Origin of the sequence: Micromonospora sp. NPDC005686 (genome assembly GCF_042871665.1) — a bacterium.
In the GTDB taxonomy this organism is placed as follows: Bacteria; Actinomycetota; Actinomycetes; order Mycobacteriales; family Micromonosporaceae; genus Micromonospora.
The window spans coordinates 199983-223109 of sequence record NZ_JBIAIY010000008.1 but is presented as its reverse complement, the minus strand read 5'-3'; the positions used below and the strand labels follow the sequence as shown (position 1 = coordinate 223109).

The 23127-nt window shown below is 72.9% G+C and carries 22 protein-coding genes and 1 pseudogene; 11 read left to right on the top strand and 12 right to left on the bottom strand.

The features are described from left to right. Positions 1 to 45 precede the first annotated feature (45 nt). Both ACFYON_RS19980 and ACFYON_RS19975 read right to left on the bottom strand, forming a co-directional pair. Positions 46 to 1503 carry an RICIN domain-containing protein gene (locus ACFYON_RS19980; RefSeq protein WP_355095968.1) on the bottom strand — a complete coding sequence of 486 codons (1458 nt, stop codon included), beginning with the start codon at positions 1501 to 1503 and terminating at the stop codon, positions 46 to 48. 5 nt (positions 1504 to 1508) lie between these two features. After that, on the bottom strand, positions 1509 to 2252 hold the full coding sequence (locus tag ACFYON_RS19975) for a cellulose binding domain-containing protein (RefSeq protein WP_355095964.1): 744 nt from the start codon (positions 2250 to 2252) through the stop codon (positions 1509 to 1511). Between the two features lie 244 nt (positions 2253 to 2496). Between ACFYON_RS19975 and ACFYON_RS19970 the strand changes: the two genes are divergently transcribed. Next, positions 2497 to 3306 (top strand): DNA-formamidopyrimidine glycosylase family protein, encoded by an 810-nt coding sequence (locus ACFYON_RS19970; RefSeq protein WP_354871446.1) that lies wholly within the window; start codon positions 2497 to 2499, stop codon positions 3304 to 3306. 28 nt (positions 3307 to 3334) lie between these two features. Here ACFYON_RS19970 and ACFYON_RS19965 read toward each other — a convergent pair whose 3' ends face one another. From ACFYON_RS19965 to ACFYON_RS19950, 4 genes are all read right to left on the bottom strand, one after another. Then, the gene (locus ACFYON_RS19965) at positions 3335 to 4207 is read right to left on the bottom strand and encodes an aminoglycoside phosphotransferase family protein (protein ID WP_354871444.1); all 873 of its coding nucleotides are present in this window, start codon (positions 4205 to 4207) and stop codon (positions 3335 to 3337) included. A gap of 97 nt (positions 4208 to 4304) precedes the next feature. After that, complete coding sequence (locus ACFYON_RS19960) at positions 4305 to 5726, bottom strand: WGR domain-containing protein (RefSeq protein ID WP_357708264.1); 1422 nt, start codon at positions 5724 to 5726, stop codon at positions 4305 to 4307. A gap of 70 nt (positions 5727 to 5796) precedes the next feature. After that, positions 5797 to 7173, bottom strand: coding sequence for an FAD-dependent oxidoreductase (locus ACFYON_RS19955; protein ID WP_354871439.1), 1377 nt, complete (start codon positions 7171 to 7173; stop codon positions 5797 to 5799). A gap of 41 nt (positions 7174 to 7214) precedes the next feature. After that, positions 7215 to 8363 (bottom strand): glutamate--cysteine ligase, encoded by a 1149-nt coding sequence (locus ACFYON_RS19950; RefSeq protein ID WP_354871436.1) that lies wholly within the window; start codon positions 8361 to 8363, stop codon positions 7215 to 7217. Positions 8364 to 8547: 184 nt separating this feature from the next. Here ACFYON_RS19950 and ACFYON_RS19945 point away from each other — a divergent pair, with 184 nt between their 5' ends. The 4 genes from ACFYON_RS19945 to ACFYON_RS19930 all read left to right on the top strand — a co-directional run bounded on the left by ACFYON_RS19945 (position 8548) and on the right by ACFYON_RS19930 (position 12913). Then, entirely contained in the window at positions 8548 to 8823 is a 276-nt protein-coding gene (locus ACFYON_RS19945; RefSeq protein WP_091422448.1) for a DUF6412 domain-containing protein, read from the top strand. A 134-nt stretch (positions 8824 to 8957) separates the two neighbouring features. Then, entirely contained in the window at positions 8958 to 9704 is a 747-nt protein-coding gene (locus tag ACFYON_RS19940) for a membrane protein insertase YidC (protein WP_354871434.1), read from the top strand. Between the two features lie 78 nt (positions 9705 to 9782). Further along, positions 9783 to 11207, top strand: a complete 1425-nt coding sequence (locus ACFYON_RS19935; protein ID WP_354871431.1) for a carbohydrate-binding protein — start codon at positions 9783 to 9785, stop codon at positions 11205 to 11207. Between the two features lie 140 nt (positions 11208 to 11347). Further along, positions 11348 to 12913 carry a cellulose binding domain-containing protein gene (locus ACFYON_RS19930; RefSeq protein WP_354871429.1) on the top strand — a complete coding sequence of 522 codons (1566 nt, stop codon included), beginning with the start codon at positions 11348 to 11350 and terminating at the stop codon, positions 12911 to 12913. 13 nt (positions 12914 to 12926) lie between these two features. Here ACFYON_RS19930 and ACFYON_RS19925 read toward each other — a convergent pair whose 3' ends face one another. Next, a complete protein-coding gene (locus ACFYON_RS19925) occupies positions 12927 to 13589 on the bottom strand; it encodes a DedA family protein (RefSeq protein WP_354871427.1) in 663 nt (220 codons plus the stop codon). 57 nt (positions 13590 to 13646) lie between these two features. Continuing rightward, a complete protein-coding gene (locus ACFYON_RS19920; protein WP_354871425.1) occupies positions 13647 to 14252 on the bottom strand; it encodes a DUF1349 domain-containing protein in 606 nt (201 codons plus the stop codon). Between the two features lie 53 nt (positions 14253 to 14305). Here ACFYON_RS19920 and ACFYON_RS19915 point away from each other — a divergent pair, with 53 nt between their 5' ends. Together ACFYON_RS19915 and fabG are read left to right on the top strand one after the other, a co-directional pair. After that, positions 14306 to 15958 (top strand): alpha-amylase family protein, encoded by a 1653-nt coding sequence (locus ACFYON_RS19915; RefSeq protein WP_354871422.1) that lies wholly within the window; start codon positions 14306 to 14308, stop codon positions 15956 to 15958. A gap of 60 nt (positions 15959 to 16018) precedes the next feature. Then, positions 16019 to 16777, top strand: coding sequence for a 3-oxoacyl-ACP reductase FabG (gene fabG / locus ACFYON_RS19910; RefSeq protein ID WP_354871419.1), 759 nt, complete (start codon positions 16019 to 16021; stop codon positions 16775 to 16777). Between the two features lie 26 nt (positions 16778 to 16803). On the opposite strand, the gene ACFYON_RS19905 is transcribed toward fabG, so the two are convergent. Beyond that, positions 16804 to 17220 (bottom strand): hypothetical protein, encoded by a 417-nt coding sequence (locus tag ACFYON_RS19905; RefSeq protein ID WP_354871417.1) that lies wholly within the window; start codon positions 17218 to 17220, stop codon positions 16804 to 16806. Continuing rightward, the gene (locus ACFYON_RS19900; protein ID WP_355094357.1) at positions 17213 to 17623 is read right to left on the bottom strand and encodes a hypothetical protein; all 411 of its coding nucleotides are present in this window, start codon (positions 17621 to 17623) and stop codon (positions 17213 to 17215) included. Before ACFYON_RS19900 ends, ACFYON_RS19905 begins: the two co-directional genes overlap by 8 nt. Before the next feature lie 131 nt (positions 17624 to 17754). On the opposite strand from ACFYON_RS19900, the gene ACFYON_RS19895 reads away from it, so the two are divergent. Further along, positions 17755 to 18651: a Gfo/Idh/MocA family oxidoreductase gene (locus ACFYON_RS19895; RefSeq protein WP_354871413.1), complete on the top strand. Its 897-nt coding sequence runs from the start codon at positions 17755 to 17757 to the stop codon at positions 18649 to 18651. A gap of 441 nt (positions 18652 to 19092) precedes the next feature. Next, positions 19093 to 19878: pseudogene (gene erm / locus ACFYON_RS19890) on the top strand (ErmE/ErmH/ErmO/ErmR family 23S rRNA (adenine(2058)-N(6))-methyltransferase); the annotation flags it as partial. A 239-nt stretch (positions 19879 to 20117) separates the two neighbouring features. Here the strand turns inward: erm and ACFYON_RS19885 are convergent. Beyond that, a complete protein-coding gene (locus ACFYON_RS19885) occupies positions 20118 to 20900 on the bottom strand; it encodes a class I SAM-dependent methyltransferase (protein WP_354871411.1) in 783 nt (260 codons plus the stop codon). A 46-nt stretch (positions 20901 to 20946) separates the two neighbouring features. On the opposite strand from ACFYON_RS19885, the gene ACFYON_RS19880 reads away from it, so the two are divergent. Further along, positions 20947 to 21519: a TetR family transcriptional regulator gene (locus ACFYON_RS19880; RefSeq protein WP_354871408.1), complete on the top strand. Its 573-nt coding sequence runs from the start codon at positions 20947 to 20949 to the stop codon at positions 21517 to 21519. Between the two features lie 80 nt (positions 21520 to 21599). Here ACFYON_RS19880 and ACFYON_RS19875 read toward each other — a convergent pair whose 3' ends face one another. Further along, positions 21600 to 21761: a DUF2795 domain-containing protein gene (locus tag ACFYON_RS19875; RefSeq protein ID WP_354871406.1), complete on the bottom strand. Its 162-nt coding sequence runs from the start codon at positions 21759 to 21761 to the stop codon at positions 21600 to 21602. Positions 21762 to 21851: 90 nt separating this feature from the next. On the opposite strand from ACFYON_RS19875, the gene ACFYON_RS19870 reads away from it, so the two are divergent. Beyond that, positions 21852 to 23108 carry an erythromycin esterase family protein gene (locus tag ACFYON_RS19870; protein WP_354871404.1) on the top strand — a complete coding sequence of 419 codons (1257 nt, stop codon included), beginning with the start codon at positions 21852 to 21854 and terminating at the stop codon, positions 23106 to 23108. Positions 23109 to 23127 lie beyond the last annotated feature (19 nt).

The window sequence follows — 23127 nt, the reverse complement described above, 5'->3', positions numbered from 1 at the left end:
CACGCTCCGGCACCCGGCATCGGAGCGTGCGGAGATCGCCGCCGGTCAGGACACGGTGCGTGACCACTGCTGGTTGGTGCCGGCGCCGCAGGTGTACTGCTGGACGTCCGCGCCGTCGCCGGTGCCGGCGTTCACCACGTCCAGGCACTTGCCACTGTGCCGGGCCCGCAGCTGGAACCAGCCGTCGCGCGCGGCCCACTGCCACTGCTGGTTGGCGCCGCCGCCGCAGGTGTACTGGATGATGTTGGCGCCGTCGGCGGTGGACGCGTTCGCGACGTCGAGACACTTGCCGCTCGCGGCGTTCACCAGGCGGAACCAGCCGCCCCCGGCGTCCTGGAACTCCCACCGCTGATTGCCGCCGCCGTTCCAGCTCCACTGCTTGACCTCGGCGTTGTTCGCCGTGGAGCCGTTGATCACGTCGAGCACCCGGCCGCTGTGCCGGGCGGTGACGCGGTAGGACGCGGGCGAGTCACCGGTGACGGTGCCCGCGGCCGTGTCGATGGTGACTGAGGGATACCAGGTCAGGTTCATGCTGGTGGCTGTCGGGAAGGTGATCGGCAGCCACACGTACTGGGAGTCGTTGGCCGGGCCGCCCCAGGCGCCCGCCCACCGGTCACCCAGGTAGAGGTAGCTGGTGCCGGACGTGCCCTGGATCGGCAGCACGAAGGCCGGCTGGGAGTTGAAGGTGGTGCCGTTGCCCACGTCGGTCCAGCCGCTCCACGGCCCCGAGATGCTCGGCGCGGTGGCGTACCGGGCCTGGTTCGGGCTCCAGCCCGTCGCCCCCGAGGTCAGCAGGAAGTAGGTGGAGCCCCGCTTGAACATCGCGGGCGCCTCGCGGTGCGCGCCGTCCCAGAAGTTGCCGACCAGTCCGGCCACGTTGAGGTAGTCCGGCGTGAGCCGGTAGATGTTCAGGTCGTAGTTGTCGTCCGCGGCCGAGATCATGTAGGCGGTGCCGTTGTCGTTGTAGAGCGTGATGTCGCGGGACATGTGCTGCCCGAGCGGCCGGAAGCTGCCGTGGTAGGTGTAGTCGCCGTCAACGGTGGCCGACGAGGCGACGGCGGCCCGCGCCTCGTTGTAGTCGGACCCGTTCTCCTTGTGCATCCACATCACGAACCGGCCGGTGCTCGCGTTGTAGACGACCTTGGGCCGTTCGATGTTGGCGACCCGCAGCTCGGCGGCCGACGACTGGGTGAGTACGTTCCTGCGGAACTCCCAGGTGCGCAGGTCCGTGGAGCGGTAGACCGACACCGCCCGGAACGTGTTGTCCGGGTTGCGGTTCTCGCCGAACCAGTAGTAGTAGTCGCCGACCTTGAGCACACCGCCGCCGTGGGCGTGCACCACGGCGCCGCTGGTGTCGGTGAACTGGGTGCCGTTCGTGACGGCCACCGGCGCGGCCAGCGCACTCGCGGCCGGTCCCACCACGGGCGCGGTCAGGGCCACGGCGAGCGCCAGCCCCGCCGCCAGGAGGCGGTTGCTGCCGCCGTGTCGTGCCGCCCACCGCATGCCGGTCACTGCCCGCAGATTGGCGTGACGGAGGCGGGCGTGGCGCTGGCCGCCACGAGCAGGCCGAACGTCGCCGAACCACCGGGCGGCAGCGTCCCGTTCCAGGAGGCGCCGCGGACCACGACGTCCTGGCCGGTGCCCTCGGCCACCCCGCCCCAGACCAACTGGATGCGTTCGTCACCGGACCACCGCCACGAGACGAGCCAGCCCGGCAGCGTCTCGGTCCCGCCGTTGCGCACTGTCACGGTGGCGACGAAGCCACCGCCCCACCTGCTGTCGATGGTGGCCGTCGCGGAGCAGAGCGACAGCGTGCGCGCCGGTCCGCCGATCAGGTACGGACCCCGCGCGCCCTCCGTGTCGCCGAAGCGGAACCAGTAGGCGGTGCCGGGGGTCAGCCCGCCGACGGTCACCGTGCCCGAGCGCTCCGGCCCGGAGACCGCCTCGGCCACCGGGTCGCGCCGCTGGATGGCGTCCTCGCGGCTGGCGAAGAGGCTCACGACGATGGGCGGGTCGTACCCGCAGGGCGGGCTGAGCACCATCCAGTAGGCGAAGGTGATGCTGGTGGTGGTGGCCCCGGTCACCTGGCCGCTGACCGGCAGCGCCGGCGGGCAGGTGGGCGCGGGGGTGGGCGTCGCCGCCGTGGCGGGCGTCATCGCCGTGGTGGCGAGGGACGGGCCGGCGTCGGCCGAGGCGGCCAGGCCGGTCAGGGCGAGCGCGGCGGCCAGTGCCGCGCCGAGCGTACGGAGCATCTGCTTCTCCCGAGCTGAGGGCGCCGAGGGCACTCGGCGCGGCGGCACGGTGGACTGCCGGAGAGGACTGCCCGGCACCGGGGCGGCGCATCACCCCGCGCTTGTCCCTCCGGCGAGATCGAGCGGCTCGCGCTGGCTCCCGAGCGCTAGCGCCACCAGTCTGTCAGTCGACGGTCATCGATTCAATGCCGTACCACGGCCCGAAGTCGCCGGCCGTGCGATCTGCTGGCTACGCTTGGCGGTCGTGCCAGAGGGACACAGCATCCACCGCCTCGCCGCCCGGCACGCCGAGCTGTTCGCGGGCGACAAGGTGCACGCCGACAGCCCGCAGGGGCGCTTCGCCGAGGGCGCTGCCCGCCTGAGCGGCACCGTCCTGGACGGCACCGAGGCGTACGGCAAGCACCTGCTGCACCACTACGCGGGCGAGCTGACGCTGCACATACACCTGGGTCTGTACGGGAAGTTCACCGACGGGCCGGGGGAGCCGCCGTCGCCGGTCGGGCAGGTACGGCTGCGGCTGCACAGCGACCGGCACTGGCTGGAGCTGCGCGGCCCGACCGCCTGCGAGCTGCTGACCCCGCCCGAGGTGGCGGCGCTGCGCGATCGGCTCGGGCCCGATCCGCTGCGCGCCGACGCCGACCCGGACCGGGCGTACGCGCGGATCCGCCGGAGCCCCACCCCGCTGGCCGCGCTGCTGCTCGACCAGTCGGTGGTGGCCGGCACCGGCCTGATCTTCGTGACCGAGGCGCTGTTCCGGGCGGGGCTGCCGCCGCTGCTGCCCGGGCGGGAGCTGACCCCGGCCGGCTGGACCGAACTCTGGGCGGACCTGGTCGCGCTGATGACCCGCGCGGTCGAGCGGGGCCGGATCGACACGGTGCGCGACGCCGACCTGCCGGAGGTGACCGGCCGCGCGCCGCGCGTCGACCGGCACGGAGGCGAGGTGTACGTCTACCGCCGCCCGACCGCACCCTGCCACGTCTGCGGCACCCCGGTCAGCCGGGGCACACTGGCCGGCCGCAACCTCTACTGGTGCCCCACCTGCCAGGCGGGCTGACCGTCCCGGTGTGGCCCCGGCGGTCCGCTCACATCTCGTCGAGCAGCCAGCGGGCCACCTCGACGTTGCCGGGAAAGACCTGGTCGCCGCCGATGCTCCAGGCCACCGTCTGACCGATCGCCCAGCCGCGTACCCGCTCCCGGTCCAGGTCCAGCCCGGCGGTGAGCCGGTCGAGCCGGTGCCGTACCGCCGCGGGAGAGTGACCCAGCTCCGCGCCGCGCACGAGCGGCACCACCGCGAACTCCCGCTCGCCGACCAGCGGCTTCGGGTCGATCACCAGCCACGGCTCGCGTGTGGCGGCCAGGACGTTGCCGGCGTGCAGATCCTGGTTGACCAGCACCTGCTCACCCTGGCTCGGCGTCAGCTCGGCGAGCAGCCCGAGCGCGGCGTCGAGCACGCGCCGCTCGTACGGGCGGCCGGCCCGTCGCCAGTTACCCGGCATCCGCTCCGCCCAGCCGGCCGCCTCCTCGGCCAGCGGCGTGAACGGCGCACCGGCCGGCACCGCGAGCCCCGGCAGCAGGCCGACCGCGGCGTCGAGCGCCGCGTCGGCCGCCAGCGCGTGCAGCGGCGTACCGGGGTCGCACCGCTCCACGAGAAGCGCGCGCTTGTCGGCGTCGTGGGCGAGCAGCCGGATGGCGCCCCGGCCGTCCCAGTGCGCCAGCGCTGTCGCCTCGTGGACGCTGTCGTCGTCCGGGTACTGGAGCTTCAGCACCGCCCGGGTGCCGTCCGGCAGCGTCGCGGGCAGCGCCAGCGAGGCGAACGCGTACGGGAACGGCGGGCCGACCGTCAGCTCCCACCGCGCGACGCACTCGGCCAGCCGGCCGGGCAGCTCCGCGAGCCACGCCCGGCCGGCCTCGGTCCGCTCGACCCAGCGCAGCCCTTCGGGAATGTCGCACCGCATCCGGACATCCTGCCCGGTACGGCGACGATCCGCTGTCCCCGGCCGCGGCGGTGCGGCTCCCGGCCTCGCTGGTGCGGCCCCCGCCCGGCGGCGCCCGTCAGCGCAGCCGGCGGATGTCCCCGTACGCCCGGTAGAAGCCGCCCCGGCCGGACTGGCGGACCTCGGTGACCAGGTAGCGGGCGCCCGGCTCGCGGATGCCCTTGGGGAACTGCACCGACCAGTCCCGCCGGTAGCCGTCGGCGAGGACGTGCACGCGCAGCCGGCCGCCCTGCTCGACGCACTGCACCAGCACGCCGTCGCGGTCGTCGGTGGTCACCTCGACCGAGGTCCAGGCGGCCGTCTCGGGCATCCGGGCCGGCGCCTTGACGTCGACCACGTCGGGCACGCTGCCCGCCTCGGCCGCCCGGATCGCCGCCTCGCTCGCGTCGATGCAGGCCAGGTGGCCGCTCGTGGTGACCACGTAGAGCCGGTTGTCGTGGTACTGCATCGAGTACGCCGAGCCGCAGCCGGTGCCGAGCTTCCACAACCGGTTGCCGGCCCGGTCGAAGCAGTAGATCGAGGAGGCGCTGTCGCCGGCGAACACGTACCGGCCGCCCTCGGCGGTGGCGCAGGAGAAGACCGCCGAGTCGCAGCGGTAGACCTGCTCGGCCCGGCCGTCCTTCCGCAGGCGGACCACCTCACGGGTGCCGGTGCCGGCGAAGACCGCGTTCCGTTCCTGCCAGCCGAACAGCACCGCGCCGGTGCCGGTGTGCCACAGCTCCCGCCCGGTGCGCCAGTCGTAGCCGGTGACGCCCTGCGAGTGGCCGTGGTAGAGCGCGTCGGCGTCGCAGCGCACCATCCACGCCGACCGGCCCCGGCCCGGCCGGCGCCAGAGGAACTCGTCCTCGTGGTCGATCGCCGAGATGCCGCCGTCGCGGTCGGACACACCCAGCACGCCGTCGTGGATGTCCAGCCAGTAGATGTCGATCTCCGGGGCGATCGCGTACGCCGCGCGCGGCACCTTGCCGGACAGGTCGTAGACGTTGCCGTCGTCGCAGCCGGCATAGACCCAGGCGTCGTCGGCGACGATGCACTTCACCCCGTCGGGCAGCCGGACCTGGTTGACCAGCCGGGCGTCGTGGTCGAGCGTGGTGATCACGCCGTGTTCGTTGCCGACCATGCAGTGCCGGTCGTCGACGAAGATGCCGAAGGCGGGCGCGCCCGAGGCGTACCGCCAGAGGACCGGGGCGGTGCGGGCGGTCGAGCGGGTGCTGACGATCTGCCGGCGCGAGACCGTGCGCTTCTGGCGTACGCCGGGCACGGCCGGGGCGTACCCCTTGCGGATCTTCTCGCCGATCTTCTTCGCCGCGGCGGCGCGGGCGCGGGTGTTGTCCGGGTAGGTGCTGGTCTTCACCTGGCCCTGGTCGCCGATCCGCCCGAAGCGCACTGTCATCGCGGTGTCGTCGACCACCACCTCGTAGAACTTGTGCGCTCTACCGTCCACTTCGGACAGTTCGAGGTAGGTCGTCTCCTGGGACATGGGGGTTACCTCCGAGGGGAAGTGCCGGACCGGCAGCGCGCACACGCTAACCGGCGGCACCGACACTTCCTTACGTGCCGGCGAGGGCGTCGACGGCCTTGCGGGCGGCGATCAGCACCGGATCCCACACCGGGGCGTACGGCGGCGCGTAGCCCAGGTCGAGCGCTGTCATCTCGTCCACTGTCATGCCGTTCCACAGCGCCACCGCGAGCGTGTCGATCCGCTTGGCCGCCTCGGACCAGCCGACGATCTGCGCCCCCAGCAGCCGCCCGCTGGGCCGCTCGGCAATCAGCTTGATCGTCATCTCCCGCGCGCCCGGGTAGTACCCGGCCCGGTTCGTCGACCGGGTGTGCACGGTGACGAACTCGAAGCCGGCCTCCCGCGCGTCCCGCTCGCGCAGCCCGGTCCGGCCCACCTCCAGCTCGCAGACCTTGGTGACGGCGGTGCCGACGACGCCCGGGAAGGTGGCGTACCCGCCGCCGATGTTGATGCCCGCCACGCGGCCCTGCTTGTTGGCGTGCGTGCCGAGCGGGATGTGCACGGGCATGCCGCTGACCCGGTGCAGGGACTCCACGCAGTCGCCCGCGGCCCAGACGCCGGGCACGCCCGGCACCCGCATCCGCCGGTCCACCCGGATCGCGCCGGAGGGGCCGATCGGCAGGCCGGCGGCCTCGGCGAGCGCGGTGTTGGGGCGTACCCCGAGACCCAGCACCACGACGTCGGCCGGGATCGGCCCCTCGTCGGTGAGCACCGCGCGGATCCGGCCGTCCCGCTCGTCCAGGCCGGTGACGGTGATGCCGGTACGGACGTTGATCCCGGTGCCGCGCATCGCCTCGGCCACCAGTTCGCCCATGTCCGGGTCCACAGTCGACATCGGCTGGTCGGCCTGCTCGACCAACTGGACCGAGAGCCCGCGTTGCACGAGCGCCTCGGCCACCTCGACGCCGACGTAGCCGCCGCCGACCACCACCGCCCGCCGGGGCTTGGGCTCGCGTTCGAGCCAGTCGATCAGCGCCGCCCCGTCGTCGAGCGTCTGCACGCCGAACACCCCTGACACGTCGTCGCGCGCCCAGTCCGGCTGGATCGGGGACGCGCCGGTGGCGTACACCAGGGTGTCGAAACCGGCGCGGACCTCGCCGCCGCCGTCCAGGTCCCGCGCGACCACTTCGCGACGGTCGAGGTCGATGGCGGTGACCTCGTGCCGGGTGCGGACGTCGATGCCGAACTCGTCGCGGAAGGTCGCCGGGTCGCGGGAGATCAACTCGTCCCGCTCCTCCACCAGGCCGCTCACCCAGTAGGGGATACCGCAGGCCGAGTAGGAGGTGAAGTGCCCGCGCTCGAACGCGACGATCTCCAGGTCGGAGCGGTCGCGGCGGCGGCGCCGGGCCTGCGACGCCGCCGACATGCCGGCGGCGTCGCCGCCGATGACGATCATGCGCTCGGCCACGTCGCCCATCCTGTCACGCCGGGCCGCGGCCGCACTGCCGCTCAGCCACGGGTCTGCCGCGCCACGTCCGCGACCACGTCGACGAGGCTGCCGGTACGCGCGAACACTGCCCGCTGCCGCGCCGCGCCGCTGCCGTGCCGGCGCAGCCCGCCCAGCAGATCGGTGACCCGGTCCAGGTCGCCGTGCCGTTCCAGTTCCGGGCGCAGCCGGTCGACCAGCCGGTCCAGCAGTTCCCAGGCCGGCCGCAGCTCACCGTCGGTGAGGTCGACGCCCTCGCCCTCCAGCCCGTCGTGAGCGGCCCGCCAGTGTGCCGCCACCAGCAGGTGGTGGTCGGTGTTGACGGCCGGACGGCCGGCGGCGATGTCGGTGAGCGCGGTCGCGACGAGCGCGCGGACCAGCGCCGCCACCAGCACCGCGTCGTCCACGGACGGGCAGACGTCACCGATCCTGATCTCCACGGTGGGGTACTTGGCGGAGAGCCGGGCGTACCAGTAGAGCATTCCCTCGTCCAGCATCACGCCACTGGCGATGAGCTGGCGGATCAGCCGCTCGTAGTGCTCGTGCGACTCCAGGTACGGGGTGGGCGCGACCGACGGCCAGCGCTCCCACTCCACCGAGCGCCAGCTCGCGTAGCCGGTGTCCTCGCCCCGGGCGAACGGGGAGTTCGCGGTGGCCGCCTGCAGGATCGGCAGCCACGGCCGCACGTGGTTGAGCACCTGCACGCCGGTGTCCGGGTCGGGGATGCCGACGTGGATGTGCATGCCGTTGTTGCCGGGGCCGGGCACCAGCAGACGGAACCGCTCGATCATCCGGTCGAAGCGCGGCTTGTCCACCACCGGCGGCACCGGCCCGTCGACCGGCCCGGTGCCGATCGCCAGCAGCCGTACGCCCGCCCGCTCGGCCGCGTCGGCCAGTTCCCCGCGCAGCATCGACAGCGAGTGCCGGATCGAGGACAGGTCCAGCCCCGGCGGGCTGCCGATCTCGATCTGGCTGGTCTGGAACTCGCGTTCCACCTGGCCCCGCAGCTCGGCCGGCACCTGCTCCATCACCAGGTCGACGGCGGGTACGGCGGTGCCGGTGTGCGGGTCGGCGAGCAGGAACTCCTCCTCGACGCCGACTGTCAGCAGGTCGGTTCCGCCCGGTGAGGCGCTCCGCTCCCGCTCCGCCACTGAGCCACTCATCGTCACCACCGTCTCTCCGGACCGCTCACGGCACCGTGCCGCGTGGTCGAGGCCCTGTTACCCACCGTGTCCGTTTCGGGAAACGTGCCGGTGGGCGTGTCGGCGCCGGTTCGCCCGTTCGGGTCGGCCGGGTGCGTTAGCGCATGGGCCCGTAGGGCGTGACAACGCGGGCTAGGATGGTCCCGTGGCGGGGATGCTGGCGGTGCTGACGGGGGCGTGGGCCTACGCCCTCGCCCTGTTCGCCGACCGGCCGGCCGGGCTGCTCGCCGGTGCGGCGGTGGTCGCCGCGCTGCTGCTGGCCACCCTGCTCGCGCTGCGGGTCCGCGCGCTGCCCACGCCGCCCGGCACCCGGTTCGCCGCCGCCCTGCGCGCCCGCGCCCGCCGTCGCGGGGTGCCCCGGCAGGTCGACCCCGACGCGCCGGGGCGTCCGCGCCCCCGCGCACCCGGCCTGCACCCCTCGGCCGCGTAGCCACCTGCCGGCCCGCGCCCGCGGGTCGCCGGTCCCTCCGTACCGGCTTTCGCGGCCGATTCCGTCGTCATCCGTCCCGCCGCGCGGCACGTCGCCGCCCGGGACACCCGGAATCGCCATCGAGGGGTCCACCCATGCTTGCCTTCGCACCGCTGCACTCCGCGGCCTCGGCCGCGGCCACCGTCGTCACCTGGCTCGCCGACGTGCTCGCCCCGCTCACCGGCGGCGCCGCGACGGCCGCCGCCATCGTCCTGTTCACAGTCGCCGTCCGGCTGCTGATCTCGCCGCTGACAGTGGCCCAGGTACGCGGGGAGCGGCGTCGCACGGCGCTCGCCCCCGAGGTACGGGAACTCCAGCGCCGGTACGCCGACGATCCGGCCCGCCTCCAGAGCGAGGTGTTCGCGCTCTACCGCGACGCCGGGGCCAGCCCGGTCGCGGGCTGCCTGCCGGCCCTGTTGCAGGCGCCGTTCTTCCTGGTCGTGTACCGCGTGTTCGCGACCGGGGACGGGGCGCCGGAGCTGCTGGGGGAGCGGCTCGCCGGCGTACCGCTGGGGTGGCACCTCGGCGACGGGCTGGCCGGCCCGGTGCCGCTGGTGTTCGGGGTGCTGCTGGCCGCGCTGCTCGCGCTGGCCTGGTGGTCCTCGCGGCGGACGCGCCGGGCGGCGGCCGCCACCGGCGCCGTGGCCGGTACCCCGGCCGAGGGGCCGGGCGCGGCGGTGCTCGGGCGGCTGCTGCCGCTGCTGCCGTACGGCACCGTGCTCGTCGCGCTCGTGGTGCCGCTGGCGGCGGTGCTCTATCTGGTCACCACCACGGCGTGGACGGCGCTGGAGCAGGTGGTGCTGCGGCGGCCGCAGCCGGCGGCGGCCATCGACAAGCGTTGACAAGTGCGGGGGCGGGCGCGTAGAAATCGCTCTCAGAGAGCGCTCTCCCGGACCCGTCCCCGCAGAGAGGCACCCCGCATGAACCCGATCCTGGCGGCCCTGGCCGCCTCCGCCACCGTGCCCCGACCGCGCCGCCGGCTCGCCCTGGTCGCCGGCGTCCTCGCGCTCACCACAGCCCTCGCGGGCGTCTCGATGACCGCCCAGGCGGCGGTGCCCCCGACGCCGTCCGGCTGGAGCCTGGTGTGGAGCGACGACTTCACCGGCTCCGCCGGCACTCTGCCCTCGTCCGCCAACTGGATCATCGACACCGGCACCAGCTACCCGGGCGGCCCGGCCAACTGGGGCACCGGCGAGATCCAGACCTACACCTCCAGCACCGCCAACCTGGCCCACGACGGCTCGGGCAACCTGCGCATCACGCCGCTGCGGGACTCGGCCGGCCGCTGGACCTCGGCCCGGATCGAGACGGTGCGTTCGAACTTCAAGGCGCCGTCGGGTGGCGTGCTGGCCCTGGAGGGCCGGATCCAGATGCCGAACGTCACCGGCGCGGCGGCGTCCGGGTACTGGCCGGCGTTCTGGGCGCTCGGCTCGCCGTACCGGGGCAACTACCAGAACTGGCCGGGCATCGGCGAGTTCGACGTGATGGAGAACGTCAACGGGATCAACTCGGTCTGGGGCGTGCTGCACTGCGGTGTCGCGCCGGGCGGCCCGTGCGGGGAGTTCAACGGCATCGGCGCGTCCCGGGCCTGCCCGGGCAGCACCTGCCAGTCGGCGTTCCACACCTACCGGTTCGAGTGGGACGCCTCGGTGAGCCCGCAGCAGCTGCGCTGGTACGTCGACGGCCAGCTCTTCCACACCGTCGGGCAGAACCAGATCGGTGAGCCGTACTGGAGTCAGATGACCAACCACGCCGGCTACTTCCTGCTGCTCAACGTGGCGATGGGCGGCGGCTTCCCGGACGGCGTGGCCGGCTCGGCGACGCCCACCGCGGCAACCGTGCCCGGCCGGTCGATGCTCGTCGACTACGTGGCCGTCTACACCCGGGGTGGCGGGAGCAACCCGTCGCCCACGCCGACCACGCCACCGCCGGGCGGGGTGCGGGACGCGTACGCGACGATCCAGGCCGAGTCGTTCAACGCGCAGAACGGCGTGCAGGTGGAGACGTGCGCCGAGGGCGGCCAGGACATCGGCTGGCTCGCCAACGGCGACTGGGCCCGCTACGACAACGTCGACTTCGGTTCGACGCCGCCGCGCGACTTCGTGGCCCGGGTCGCGTCCGGCGCAGCGTCCGGGGTGAGCGGGCTGGTGGAGGTCCGGGTGGACAGCCCGACCGCGCCGCCGATCGGCAGTTTCGCGGTCGGCAACACCGGCGGCTGGCAGACCTGGCGCTCGGTGCCGGGCAACGTCAGCGCGGTGACCGGGCGGCACACCGTCTACCTGACGTTCAGCAGCGGCCAGCCGTCGGACTTCGTCAACGTCAACTGGTTCACCTTCCGCCGCTGAGGCGCGGCCGGGGCGCGGCCCGGACGTACCGGGCCGCGCCGAACCGGTGCTGGACAGAAACAGTTAACACTCTTAATAATAGGCGCACGTCGACGGTTGTGAATCCCCTCTCCACCCCCGCCCGTCCCCTGGAGGACGCCGTGAGACTCCGCCCCCGCCTGGCGACGCTCGCCGCCGCGCTGACCACCGCCGTGGTCGCCGGTGCCCTGCTCGCCGCGCCACCCGCCTCTGCCGCCACCGCCGCCTTCGTCCGCACCTCCAGCTGGAGCAGTGGGTACGAGGCCCGGTTCACCGTCACCAACGACAGCTCCGCCGCGATCTCCTCGTGGAACGTCCAGTTCGACCTGCCGTCCGGCAGCACGCTCGGCTCGTTCTGGGACGCCCGGCTGACCACCTCCGGCCAGCACGTCACCGCCGTCAACCAGTCCTGGAACGGCGCGCTCGCCCCGGGCGCCAGCACCAGCTTCGGCTTCGTCGTCAGCGGCACCGGCGACCCGGTGAACTGCACGGTCAACGGCGCCTCCTGCACCGGCGGCGGCAACCCCGGCAACCCGGGCGCACCGGCCACGCCGGGCGGGCTGCGGGTCACCGGCACCACCGCGTCGTCGGTCTCGCTCGCCTGGAACGCGGTCTCCGGCACCGTCACCGGCTACCGGGTGTACGAGGGCAGCACGGTCAAGGCCACCGTCACCGGCACCTCGGCCACCGTCTCCGGGCTGGCCGCGTGCAGCGGGCACAGCTACACGGTGACCGCGTACAACGGGACCGGTGAGTCGGCGAAGTCGGCGGCGGTCGCGGCCACCACCAGCGGCTGCACCGGTGGCGGCGGTGGCGTGATGGCCGCCGCGCCCTACCTCTACCCGGGCTGGGGCGACCCGCCCGCGCCCGCGACCGTGATGGGCGCGACCGGGATCAAGTGGTTCACCATCGCGTTCGTGCTCTCCGGCGGCGGCTGCACCCCCGCCTGGGACGGCACCGGCCCGCTGACCGGGGGCGCGCACGCCGCCACCATCGCCGCGATCAAGGCGGCCGGCGGCGACGTCATCCCCTCCTTCGGCGGGTGGAGCGGCAACAAGCTCGGCCCGAACTGCTCGTCCGCCGCCGCGCTGGCCGGCGCGTACCAGCAGGTCATCAACGCGTACGGGCTGAAGGCGATCGACATCGACATCGAGAACAGCGACGAGTTCGAGAACGAGGTGGTGCAGGACCGCATCCTGGACGCCCTGAAGATCGTCAAGCAGAACAACCCGGGCATCAAGACGATCATCACGTTCGGCACCTCGACCACCGGGCCGTCGTACTACGGCACCCGGCTGATCAACCAGGCCGCGGCGAAGGGCGCCGGGATCGACGTGTTCACCATCATGCCGTTCGACTTCGGCGGTGGCGCGAACATGTACCAGAGCACCGTGAACGCGGCCGAGGGCCTGAAGACCGCGCTGCGCAACGCGTTCGGCTGGTCCGACGCCACCGCGTACGCGCACATGGGGCTGTCGGGCATGAACGGACTCTCCGACCAGCAGGAGCTGACCTCCCCGGCCACCTGGACGCAGATCCGCGACTGGGCCAAGGCGCGCGGCCTGGCCCGGTTCACGTTCTGGTCGGTCAACCGGGACCGGCCCTGCCCCGGCGGCGGCGTGGTCGCGAACTGCTCCGGCATCGCGCAGAACACCTGGGAGTTCACCGGCATCACCGCGGGCTTCTGAGCCCGCGCGGCGGTCAGCGCCCGGTGGTCACCGACTGCCGGGCGCGCCGCCGGCGCACCTTCTTCACCGCCCAGCTCACGATCATGAAGCCGAAGACCGCGAAGATCGCGTAGTTGAACCACTGGCTGTACTTGTCGACGTCCTCCCAGCGGGACCCGAGGGTGAACCCGGCGCCGACGATCAGGGCGTTCCACACCCCACTGCCGAGCGTGGTGAGCAGGATGAACTCGCCCAGCGGCATCCGGTTGGCGCCCGCCGGGATGGAGACCAGGCTGCGCACCACGGGCACCACCCGGCCGATCAGCACCGCCCACCGGCCGCGTCGCTCGAACCAGCGGTCGGCCTTCTCCAGGTCCTCCAGGTCGACCAGTGGAATGTGGTCCAGCCAGCGCTTGAGCCGGTCCTCGCCGAGCGCCGCGCCGAGCCAGTAGAGCACCAGCGCGCCGAGCAGCGAGCCGACTGTCGCGGCGACCACGATGACCACCAGGTTGAACCGGCCCTCGGCGGACAGGTAGCCGGCCATCGCCAGCACGATCTCGCTCGGGATCGGCGGGATGATGCTCTCCAGCGCCACCAGCAGCGCCACGCCGACCGCGCCGAACGAGTCGATCACGTCCGCCACCCAGCCGGTCAGCCCGGTGAACTGGTTCGGGTCGACATCCTGGGCCAGGGCCATGGCGGTCCTTCCACGCGAGATCCGGAGATCCGAAGGTGTTACCCGGACCGCCCGGTGTCACACCTGTGACTCAGCCTCCGGGTGCAGCGCGGCGTCCGCCGGACCCCGCCGCCAGCCGGTGAAGCGGACCAGCAGGCCGCCCCGGCTGGGCGAGCAGCAGTACGGCCCGGCCGAGGCCTCCGCCGCCGGGTCGAGCGGGGCGACGCGGACCAGCCGCCACGGCTCGTCCGCGCACCGGGCCCGCACGGTGAGCGCGTCGCCGGCCCGGCTCACCCGGACCGTCACCTCCCGGCCCGACCACTGCTGCACCGGTGCCACCGACCAGTCGGAGAACTCGTCGGTGACCACGGCGCCCACCTGCGGAGCGCCGTCGCTCACCTCGACCCCGGCCTTGGTCCACCGCCGCTCGTCCACCCGGACCAGCACGCCGGCCTGATCGAACTGGAACGAGTAGTCGAGGAGGAACGACACCTCCACGGCGCTGCCGACCGGGAAGGGCGCCAGCAGCGCCGAGCCGTCGTCGTGCACGAAGCCGTAGCTGGTGCGTCGCCAGAAGTCGCTGCCGCCACGCGGCTCGACCAGCAGGCCGCCGTCGACCGGCTCGGCCCGCTCGGGCGGGTTCAGCCAGGAGCCGGCGGACCAGTCGTACGCCTCCTCGTCCATCCCGGCACCGTACCGGGTTTGCCGCCGCGCGCGTTCGGAGAAGTAGTCCTCGCATGGGTGACAGGTGGTATCAGGAGGCGGTCGTCTACTGCCTCGACGTCGACACGTTCGCGGACTCCAACGGCGACGGGGTGGGTGACTTCCAGGGGCTGATCGGGCGCCTGGACTACCTGGCCCGGCTCGGGGTGACCTGCCTGTGGCTGAACCCGATCCACCCCTCGCCCAACGAGGACGACGGGTACGACGCGACCGACTTCTACAACGTCGACCCGCGCCTGGGCACGCTCGGTGACTTCGCCGAACTGCTGCACCAGGCGAGTAACAGGGGCATCCGGGTGATCATCGACCTGGTGGTCAACCACACCTCCGACCAGCACCCGTGGTTCCAGTCCGCCCGCTCCTCGCCCGACTCGCCGTACCGGGACTGGTACGTCTGGGCCGACCACGAGCCGGCCGACCGCCACCAGGGCATGGTCTTCCCCGGCGAGCAGCACGAGACGTGGACCTACGACCGGACCGCGAAGGCGTGGTACTACCACCGCTTCTACAAGTTCCAGCCGGACCTGAACATCGAGAACCCGAAGGTCCGGGCGGAGATCAAGAAGATCACGTCGTTCTGGCTCCAGCTCGGCGTCGCCGGCTTCCGGATGGACGCCGTGCCGTTCATCATCGAGCGCACCGAGCCGGGCAACCCGAACTCGCCGAAGGACTTCGACTTCATCACCGACCTGCGCCAGCACGTGCAGTGGCGGCGCGGCGACGCGGTCCTGCTGGCCGAGGCGAACGTCGAGCCGGACGAGCTGCCCGTCTACTTCGGCGACGGCGGCGGCTCGGGCAACCGGATCCACATGCTGTTCGACTTCATGCTCAACGGACGGCTGATGCTCGCCCTGGTCCGGGAGGACCCGGAGGTGATCATCCAGGCGTTGCGCGACACCCCGAAGCTGCCCACCGGCGGCCAGTGGGCCACGTTCCTGCGCAACCACGACGAGATCGACCTGTCCCGGCTCACCGCCGACCAGCGCAACGACGTGCTGGCGAAGTTCGGGCCGGACGAGAACATGCAGCTCTACGGCCGGGGCATCCGCCGCCGTCTCGCCCCCATGCTCGGCAACGACCGCCGGCACATCGAGCTGGCGTACTCGCTCCAGTTCTCGCTGCGCGGCACGCCGGTGCTGCGCTACGGCGAGGAGATCGGCATGGGGGAGAACCTGGCGCTGGACGGGCGCGACGCGATCCGTACGCCGATGCAGTGGTCCTACGCCGACAACGCCGGCTTCTCCACGGCCGAGCCGGAGAAGCTGATCCGCCCGGTGATCGACAAGGGCGAGTACGGCTACCAGCACGTCAACGTCACCGCCCAGCGCAAGGACCCGCGGTCCCTGCTCGGCTGGTTCGAGCGAATGATCCGGACGCTGCGGGAGGCGCCGGAGACCGGCTCCGGCAGCACCACCCACATCGACGTGCCGATGCCGCCGGGCGTGCTCGCGCACCGCGCCGACGGGCGTACCGGGATCATGGTCTTCCTGCACAATCTCGGCACCGAGGACGTCGAGGTGGACCTGAGCACGCTGGCGCCGGAGGCGGACCTGCCGATCGACGTGCTCAGCGACCGCAACTACGAGGACGTGGGCAAGCTCGACCGGCTCAAGCTCGGTGGGTACGGCTACCGGTGGATCCGGCTCTGCCGGGCCCACGAGCGGTAGGCACGGCGTACCGGCGGGTTAAGCTCCTTCGATCGAGCCACAAGTTACCGGGAGGTAAGCATGTCGGAGGAGACCCGCGTCGCCATCGTCACCGGAGCCGCGCGCGGCATCGGGGCGGCGACCGCCCGCCGGCTGGCGGCCGACGGCATGGCCGTCGCCGTGGTCGACATCGACGAGTCCGCCACCAAGGAGACGGTGGACGCCATCGGCTCGGCGGGCGGCCGGGCGCTCGGGGTCGGTGCCGACGTGTCCGACCGGGCCCAGGTCGAGGCCGCCGTGGCACGGGTCGCCGCCGAACTGGGCGCCCCGACGGTGCTGGTCAACAACGCGGGCGTGCTGCGCGACAACCTGCTGTTCAAGATGACCGAGGGCGACTGGGACACGGTCATGGGCGTGCACCTGCGTGGCGCGTTCCTGTTCAGCCAGGCCGCGCAGAAGCACATGGTCGAGGCGAAGTGGGGCCGGATCGTCAACCTGTCCAGCACGTCCGCGCTCGGCAACCGGGGCCAGGCGAACTACTCGGCCGCCAAGGCCGGCCTCCAGGGCTTCACCAAGACGCTGGCGATCGAGCTGGGCCCGTTCGGGGTGACAGTCAACGCGGTCGCGCCCGGCTTCATCGTCACCGACATGACCGCTGCCACCGCGGCCCGGATGAAGGTCGACTTCGACGACCTCCAGAAGCACGCCGCCGCCGAGATCCCGGTGCGCCGTCCCGGCCGCCCGGAGGACGTCGCGCACACCATCTCGTTCCTGGCCGGCGAGGGCGCGTCGTTCGTCTCCGGCCAGGTCATCTACGTCGCCGGCGGTCCGAAGGACTGACCGGCAGGTGCCCGGCGCGGGCCCGCTCAGGCGGGGTCGCGCCGGGTGCGCCAGAGCCAGAGCAGGCCGAGCACCGGCAGCACCAGCGGCACGTAGCCGTAGCCGCTGCCGAAGTCCGACCAGACCGTCTCGTCCGGGAACAGCTCCTTGTCGGCGATGCTCAGCACGCCCACCCCGAGCACTCCGACCAGTTCCACAGTGCAGCAGGCGAGCGCGATCCGGCGGCCGGTGTGTCCGGCCCGGGCCAGCCCGACCGCTGCCACGATGTAGATCAGCGCGGCGAGCGCGGAGAGCAGGTACGCCACCGGCGCCTCGTCGAACTTCGTGGCGATCTGCAATGCCGCCCGCGAGGTCGCGGCGATGGCGAAGACGATGTAGACGGCGATCAGCAGCCGGCCCGGCCCGCGGTTGGTGACGGGTTGCTCGGTCGTGGTGTCAGCCACCGAGGACCTCCCAGGTCTGCTGGAGCCGTACCGCCACCACCGGTGTGACCAGGCAGATCGCGCAGACGATGCCCGAGCCCCAGCGGGTCGGCTCCATCCGGGCCAGCACCCAGGCCAGCGGCGGCAGGCAGACGAGCGTCGCCAGGTAGCCGAAGAACGCGCCCGGCTCGCCCGGCCGCTCGCCGCCGCCGAGCGCGACGATCGCCATCACGGTGATCGCGAGCAGCGCCACCTCCAGCACGGCCAGGCCGACGAACTGGATCCGGTCCGGCGGGCGGTGGCGTACCGCCGCCACCAGGGCCCAGACGGCGACGGCCAGCGAGATCACGATCGCGACCGTGGCGAGTGGCCCGTCCACCGGGGAGGAGGCCGCCGCGCTGGTCGTCGACACGGTGTCGTTCACCGGCACAGCCTACTAACCGGCGTAGTAGCGGCTCGCCCACCGGGTCGGGGCGCGCCGGACGGGTCCGGGGGCTAGCGTGGATCACGGTCCCGGCGTACGCCGGTGGCGGACGTCGACGGCAGGGGGCCGGGGTGCGGTTCGGGTTGTTCGGCACGGGTTACTGGGCGGCGGAGACGCACGCCGCGGCCATCGAGGCGCATCCACGGGCGCGGCTCGCCGGCGTCTGGGGGCGCAACCCCGCCAAGGCGGAGGAACTGGCCACCCGGCACGGCGTACCCGCCTTCACCGACGTCGACGCGCTCATCGACGCCTGCGACGCGGTCGCCGTGGCGCTCCCGCCGGACGTGCAGGCCGACATCGCCGTCCGGGCCGCCACCGCCGGGCGGCACCTGCTGCTGGACAAGCCGTTGGCGCTCGACCTCGCCGACGCCGACCGGGTGGTCGACGCGGCGCAGGCGTCCGGGGTGGCCTCGGTGGTCTTCTTCACCCAGCGCTTCCACCCGAACGTCACCGGGTTCCTCGCCTCGACCGCGGCGGCCGCCGGCTGGCAGCACGCCCGCGCCACCATGTTCGCCTCGATCTTCCAGCCGGGGAACCCGTACGGCGACTCGACCTGGCGACGGGAGCGCGGCGCGCTCTGGGACATCGGCCCGCACGCGTTGTCGCTGATCCTGCCGGTGCTCGGCCGGGTCACCCGGGTCGCCGCGATGGACGGCCCGAGCGGCCTGGTGCACCTGCTGCTCACCCACGACGGCGGCGCGACCAGCTCGCTCTCGCTCACCCTGGACGCGCCGCCGGAGGCGGTCACCCGGGACTTCGTCTTCTTCGGCGAGAACGGCACCGAAACCGTCCCGCCCGGCGACGGGAGCGCGCTCCAGGCGTTCGGCGCCGCGCTCGACCAGTTGCTGGAGGAGGCCGACGCGGGCACCCGCGACCACCGCTGCGACGTACGGTTCGGCCGCGAGGTGGTGGCGGTGCTCGACGCCGCGCAGACCGCCCGGGCGCAGGGACGCACCGTCGACCTGTAGAAAACCGGTCGCCCGGGCCGGACCCGGTCGCTAGCGTGGCCGCATGTTCACGCATGCCCTGATCCGCGTGGCCGTCGCGCCGGCCGCGTGTGGGCTCCTCCTGGTCGCCCGTCCGCGGTTCCGGCGCCCGGCCCTGGCCGGCCGGTACGCCGCCCGCGTCTGACCCGACCGCCGGTCCCCGACCCGCCCAGGTGGCGCGTCGGTCGCCACCTCGCGAGGTGGCGGTGTCAGCGGTCCGTCGACCACGCCACCTCGCCGAGGTGGCGTTCTCCGGCATGCGCCGTTCCCCGGCGCCGCGTCCCGGCTACTCCCCAGGGTCGTCCGAGTCCCGATCCGCTCGGACCGCCCGCCCGATCCGCCCTCGCGCCGCCTCGACGGCGGGGGTGACACCCGCGCAGCGGTCCGTACCCGTCGCCGTCCGGCGACAGACAGGACGAACCCGTGGCGCCCCGCCGAATCACCGCACGCGACCGGTCGCGTCGCGTACTGTCCCAGAACTTTCTCGCCGACCCGGCCGCCGTCGCGCTGATGGTCCGCGCGGTCCGGCCCGGCCCGGACGACCTGCTGCTGGAGGTCGGCGCCGGGCGCGGCCGGCTGACCCGGCCACTCGCCGCGCGGTGCGGGCGGCTGATCGCGTACGAGGTCGACCCGGCAGTGCTGCCGGAGCTGACGGCGGCCTGCGCCCCGCTGCCGAACATCGAGGTACGGGCGGCCGACTTCCTGGCCGCGTCCCCGCCCGCCGGGTCGTTCTCGGTGGCCGGCAACATCCCCTGGTCACTCACCGCGGCGGTGGTCAGATGGTGCCTGGCCGCACCCGGACTGCGTACCGCGACGCTGCTCACCCAGCTCGACTACGCCCGAAAGCGCACCGGCGACCACGGCCGGTGGAGCAGGCTCACCGTGCTCACCTGGCCCGAGTACCACTGGCGGCTGGGCGGGCGGGTGCCCCGGGCCGCGTTCCGGCCGGTGCCGGGCGTCGACGGGGGCATCCTGCGGCTGGAGCGCCGGAGCACGCCCCTCGTGGCGCCGGCCGCGCTGCCCGCGTACCGGCGGATGGTGGAGCTGGGCTTCGGCGGAGTCGGCGGCTCGCTCGCGGCCTCGCTGCGCGCGGCCCATCCCCGGCGGCCCGTCGACGGCGCGTTGCGGGCCGCGCGGATCGCGCCGGACACCCCGGTCGGGCTGGTCTGGCCGGAGCAGTGGCTGGTGCTGTTCCGCCTGCTGCACGCGCGGAAGGGCCCCTACTCCACGCCTCCGGCACAGGGGCCGCGCACCTGCCGGTCAGGCGTCGGCCAGCACGATCAGCGCCTCGCCCAGCTCGGCGGCGGAGTGGATCCAGCCCCGTGAGTTCGATCGTGCTCGCCCCATTCGTCCGGCATTACCGGCTGCCGTGACGCCCGGATCTGGCCGATGTGAATGTACTTGAGGTGTGACTGGCGCTCTCTGTTGCGGCGAGCGGCGTCGACGGGTTACCTGCGGACAGCGGTCAGGCACCAGGTGGCATAGGTAAGGGTGACGTCGCCGTCGACCGCGGCGGCGACCGTCGACAGGATCTCGGCGAGTTTGTTTGGTGGCATGCTCGCGAGGCCGCCGGAAGTCGGGATGAGTTCGAGTAGTTGGTCGCGGGTGTAGGTGCGCTGCCAGTCGTAGCGGCGGATCTCGGGTTCGGCGAAGCAACTGGACGTGCGGACTCCCTCGGCGGCGCGGTCGTAGAGGGCGCGATAGCCGTCGAGGATGGAGCCGGACGGTTGGCGGTAGGGCAGGTCGGGCGCGGCTCGTCGCAGCCCTTCAGCGAACGCTACGGCAATCGGCGGCGGCAGTTCGTAGACGTGGCCGAACGGTGCGAGGACGCCGCCCGGGCGCAGTATCTCGGCTGCCTTGGCGGCTCCGGCGGCGGGGTCGACCCAGTGCCAGGCTGTGCCGGAGACGATCGCGTCGAAGGTGCGGCCGGCCGGTTCCCACGTCTCGAACGTCGCGACCTCGACGTCGATGCCGCTCGCGCGGGCGAAGTCGGCCATCCGGGGGTCGGGCTCGACGCCGAGGACCGTGCGCCCGGCAGCGCGGAACTGGCGGGCTTCGATCCCGGTTCCGCAACCGGCGTCGAGGAACGCGGGGCCCGGTGCGGCGGCGACGATGTGCTCGATCAGCGCGTTCGGATACGGCGACCGACTGCGGTCGTAGCGTCCTGGATCGCTTCCGAACGACTCTGCGATGCGGCGTGCTTCGTGAGGGTGCGGCGGTAGAGTGGCCATGTGCCCACTCTAGTGGGCGATTGCCCATTAGAAAGCTGGAGCATTCATGCCGACCGGCGTAGCTCTACGCGATCCGCGTCAGCAACTGTTCGACGCGGCCGCGAGGGTGCTCACCCGCGGCGGCGTCACGGCGCTGACCAGCCGCGCGGTCACCGACGAGGCCGACGTTGCCAAGGGCGTGCTGCATCGGCATTTCGCCGACTTCGACGCGTTCCTGGTCGATCTGGTGCTCGACCGCATCGCGCGAGTCGAGGCGCAAGGTGCCGCGCTTCGCGAGGCGGCCGGGACCGGGACCGTTGCCGGCAACCTCACCGACGCGATGTTCGAGCTCTTCGAGCCGGTCATGTCCGCGATCATCGTGCTCACCATCGCCCGCGACGAGCTGCGCAACCGCCTGCGCGCAACTGGCACCGCCCGGTTCCCCCTGGTCGGCGAGGCGGTCGCCGCGGTGGCCGGCTATTTGGCAGCCGAACGCGACCGTGGCCGGCTCGCCGCCGACGCGGAGGTGCAGGTGCTGGCGCCGAGCCTGATCGGCGTCGTGCAGTTGCTGTTCACCGAGCACCGCGGCGAGCCGCCAGTCGAAGAGGTGTACAACGTCGTGGCGAGCGTCCTGCGCTGACGCAGTATGCCGCAGCGGACATCGGCTCACTCTCGTGTCGCGATCCGGTGCGCTACCAGGCGGTCACTCGTGACTCATGGTCAACGGCGGCATTGGAGTACTTGGCTCTGCATCGAGACCCGTACGCCGACACCGGGTAGTGCAGAGAACGTTCTCCTGGCCCAGCGGATCAGGTCCTCCCGGGAGACCGGGTAGTCCAAGCCGGCCAGGAACTCCCGCAACTGCGCACCGGTGACGGGCATGCCGCCGGGCTACCCGCTGGGCCCGGCGGCATGCCCCGCCGCCGGGTCCGGGCCGCGGTTTGTCGCGGCGGGGCCCGGGTAGCCGCGAACATGCTGGTACAGCGGCTCGGCGCGCCGAGCGACTTCGACCCCTTGCTGGACCGCGTGCGGGACGCCCGGGTGGTGATGATCGGCGAGGCGACGCACGGCAGCTACGACTACTACCGGCTGCGGGAACAGCTGACCCGGCGGCTCGTCGCCGAGCAGGGGTTCGACTTCGTGGCGGTGGAGGGGGACTGGCCGGACTGCGACCGGGTGCACCGATCGGTGGTGGGCGCGCCGGGCGGACTCGCCGATCCGCTCCTCGCGCTGGAACGGTTCGAACGCTGGCCCACCTGGATGTGGGCGAACGCCGAGGTGGCCCGCTTCTGCCGCTGGATGCGGGCGTGGAACCTGGAACGCCCGGAGGGGGAGCGGGCCGGTTTCCATGGTCTGGACGTGTATTCCCTCTGGGAGTCGATGCAGGCCATCTTCGACTACCTCGGTGAGGAGGACCCGACCTCGCTGGAGGCTGCCCAGGAGGCGTACCGCTGCTTCGAGCCGTACGGCAGGCGGGCCGAGGAGTACGCGTCGGCCAGCCGGTTCGTCTCCGCCCGGTGCGAGGAGGAGGTGGTCCGGCTGCTGGCGCGTACCCGGGAACAGGCCGTCGCGGACGGTGCGGACCGCTTCTCGGCCTGGCAGAACGCGGAGGTCGTGGCCGGCGCGGAGCGGTACTACCGGGCCATGCTCGGCGGCGGCCCCGAGTCGTGGAACGTGCGGGACGTGCACATGGCCGACACGCTCGACCGCCTGCTCGACCGGTACGGGCCGGGCTCGCGGGGCATCGTGTGGGCGCACAACACACACGTCGGCGACGCCCGGGCCACCGACATGGCGGCCGACGGAATGGTCAACATCGGGCAGCTCGGCCGGGAACGGCACGGCCGGGAGGCGGTGGCGCTGATCGGCTTCGGCAGTTGGCGCGGCAGCGTCGTGGCGGCGCCGCGCTGGGGCTCACCCGCCGAGACGATGGTGGTGCCACCGTCCCGGGCGGGTTCGGTGGAGCACCGGCTGCACGAGCTGATGCCGGACCGGGCGGTGCTCGTCTTCGGCGGTGACGACCAGCCGGAATGGGTGACCGAAGAGGCCGACCACCGGGCGATCGGGGTGGTGTACGAGCCGAGCTTCGAGTCGTGGGGCAACTACGTGCCGACCCGGCTGGGTGAGCGGTACGACGCGTTCATCTGGTGTGACGAGACGACGGCGCTGCACCCGCTGCCGACGCGCGTGACCCCGGGCGAGATGGAGACGTATCCGGCGGGGATGTGACCGGGTGGGGCCACGTCGG

Excerpts from the sequence above, each read along its gene's own strand:
- ACFYON_RS19870 (WP_354871404.1), top strand. The coding sequence starts at position 21,852 with ATGCTGGTACAGCGGCTCGGCGCGCCGAGCGACTTCGACCCCTTGCTG.
- ACFYON_RS19925 (WP_354871427.1), bottom strand. The coding sequence starts at position 13,589 with ATGGCCCTGGCCCAGGATGTCGACCCGAACCAGTTCACCGGGCTGACC.
- ACFYON_RS19915 (WP_354871422.1), top strand. The coding sequence starts at position 14,306 with ATGGGTGACAGGTGGTATCAGGAGGCGGTCGTCTACTGCCTCGACGTC.
- ACFYON_RS19875 (WP_354871406.1), bottom strand. The coding sequence starts at position 21,761 with ATGCCCGTCACCGGTGCGCAGTTGCGGGAGTTCCTGGCCGGCTTGGAC.
- ACFYON_RS19940 (WP_354871434.1), top strand. The coding sequence starts at position 8,958 with ATGCTTGCCTTCGCACCGCTGCACTCCGCGGCCTCGGCCGCGGCCACC.
- ACFYON_RS19975 (WP_355095964.1), bottom strand. The coding sequence starts at position 2,252 with ATGCTCCGTACGCTCGGCGCGGCACTGGCCGCCGCGCTCGCCCTGACC.
- ACFYON_RS19945 (WP_091422448.1), top strand. The coding sequence starts at position 8,548 with ATGCTGGCGGTGCTGACGGGGGCGTGGGCCTACGCCCTCGCCCTGTTC.
- ACFYON_RS19965 (WP_354871444.1), bottom strand. The coding sequence starts at position 4,207 with ATGCGGTGCGACATTCCCGAAGGGCTGCGCTGGGTCGAGCGGACCGAG.
- ACFYON_RS19880 (WP_354871408.1), top strand. The coding sequence starts at position 20,947 with ATGCCGACCGGCGTAGCTCTACGCGATCCGCGTCAGCAACTGTTCGAC.
- ACFYON_RS19960 (WP_357708264.1), bottom strand. The coding sequence starts at position 5,726 with ATGTCCCAGGAGACGACCTACCTCGAACTGTCCGAAGTGGACGGTAGA.
- ACFYON_RS19935 (WP_354871431.1), top strand. The coding sequence starts at position 9,783 with ATGAACCCGATCCTGGCGGCCCTGGCCGCCTCCGCCACCGTGCCCCGA.
- fabG (WP_354871419.1), top strand. The coding sequence starts at position 16,019 with ATGTCGGAGGAGACCCGCGTCGCCATCGTCACCGGAGCCGCGCGCGGC.
- ACFYON_RS19885 (WP_354871411.1), bottom strand. The coding sequence starts at position 20,900 with ATGGCCACTCTACCGCCGCACCCTCACGAAGCACGCCGCATCGCAGAG.
- ACFYON_RS19920 (WP_354871425.1), bottom strand. The coding sequence starts at position 14,252 with ATGGACGAGGAGGCGTACGACTGGTCCGCCGGCTCCTGGCTGAACCCG.
- ACFYON_RS19980 (WP_355095968.1), bottom strand. The coding sequence starts at position 1,503 with ATGCGGTGGGCGGCACGACACGGCGGCAGCAACCGCCTCCTGGCGGCG.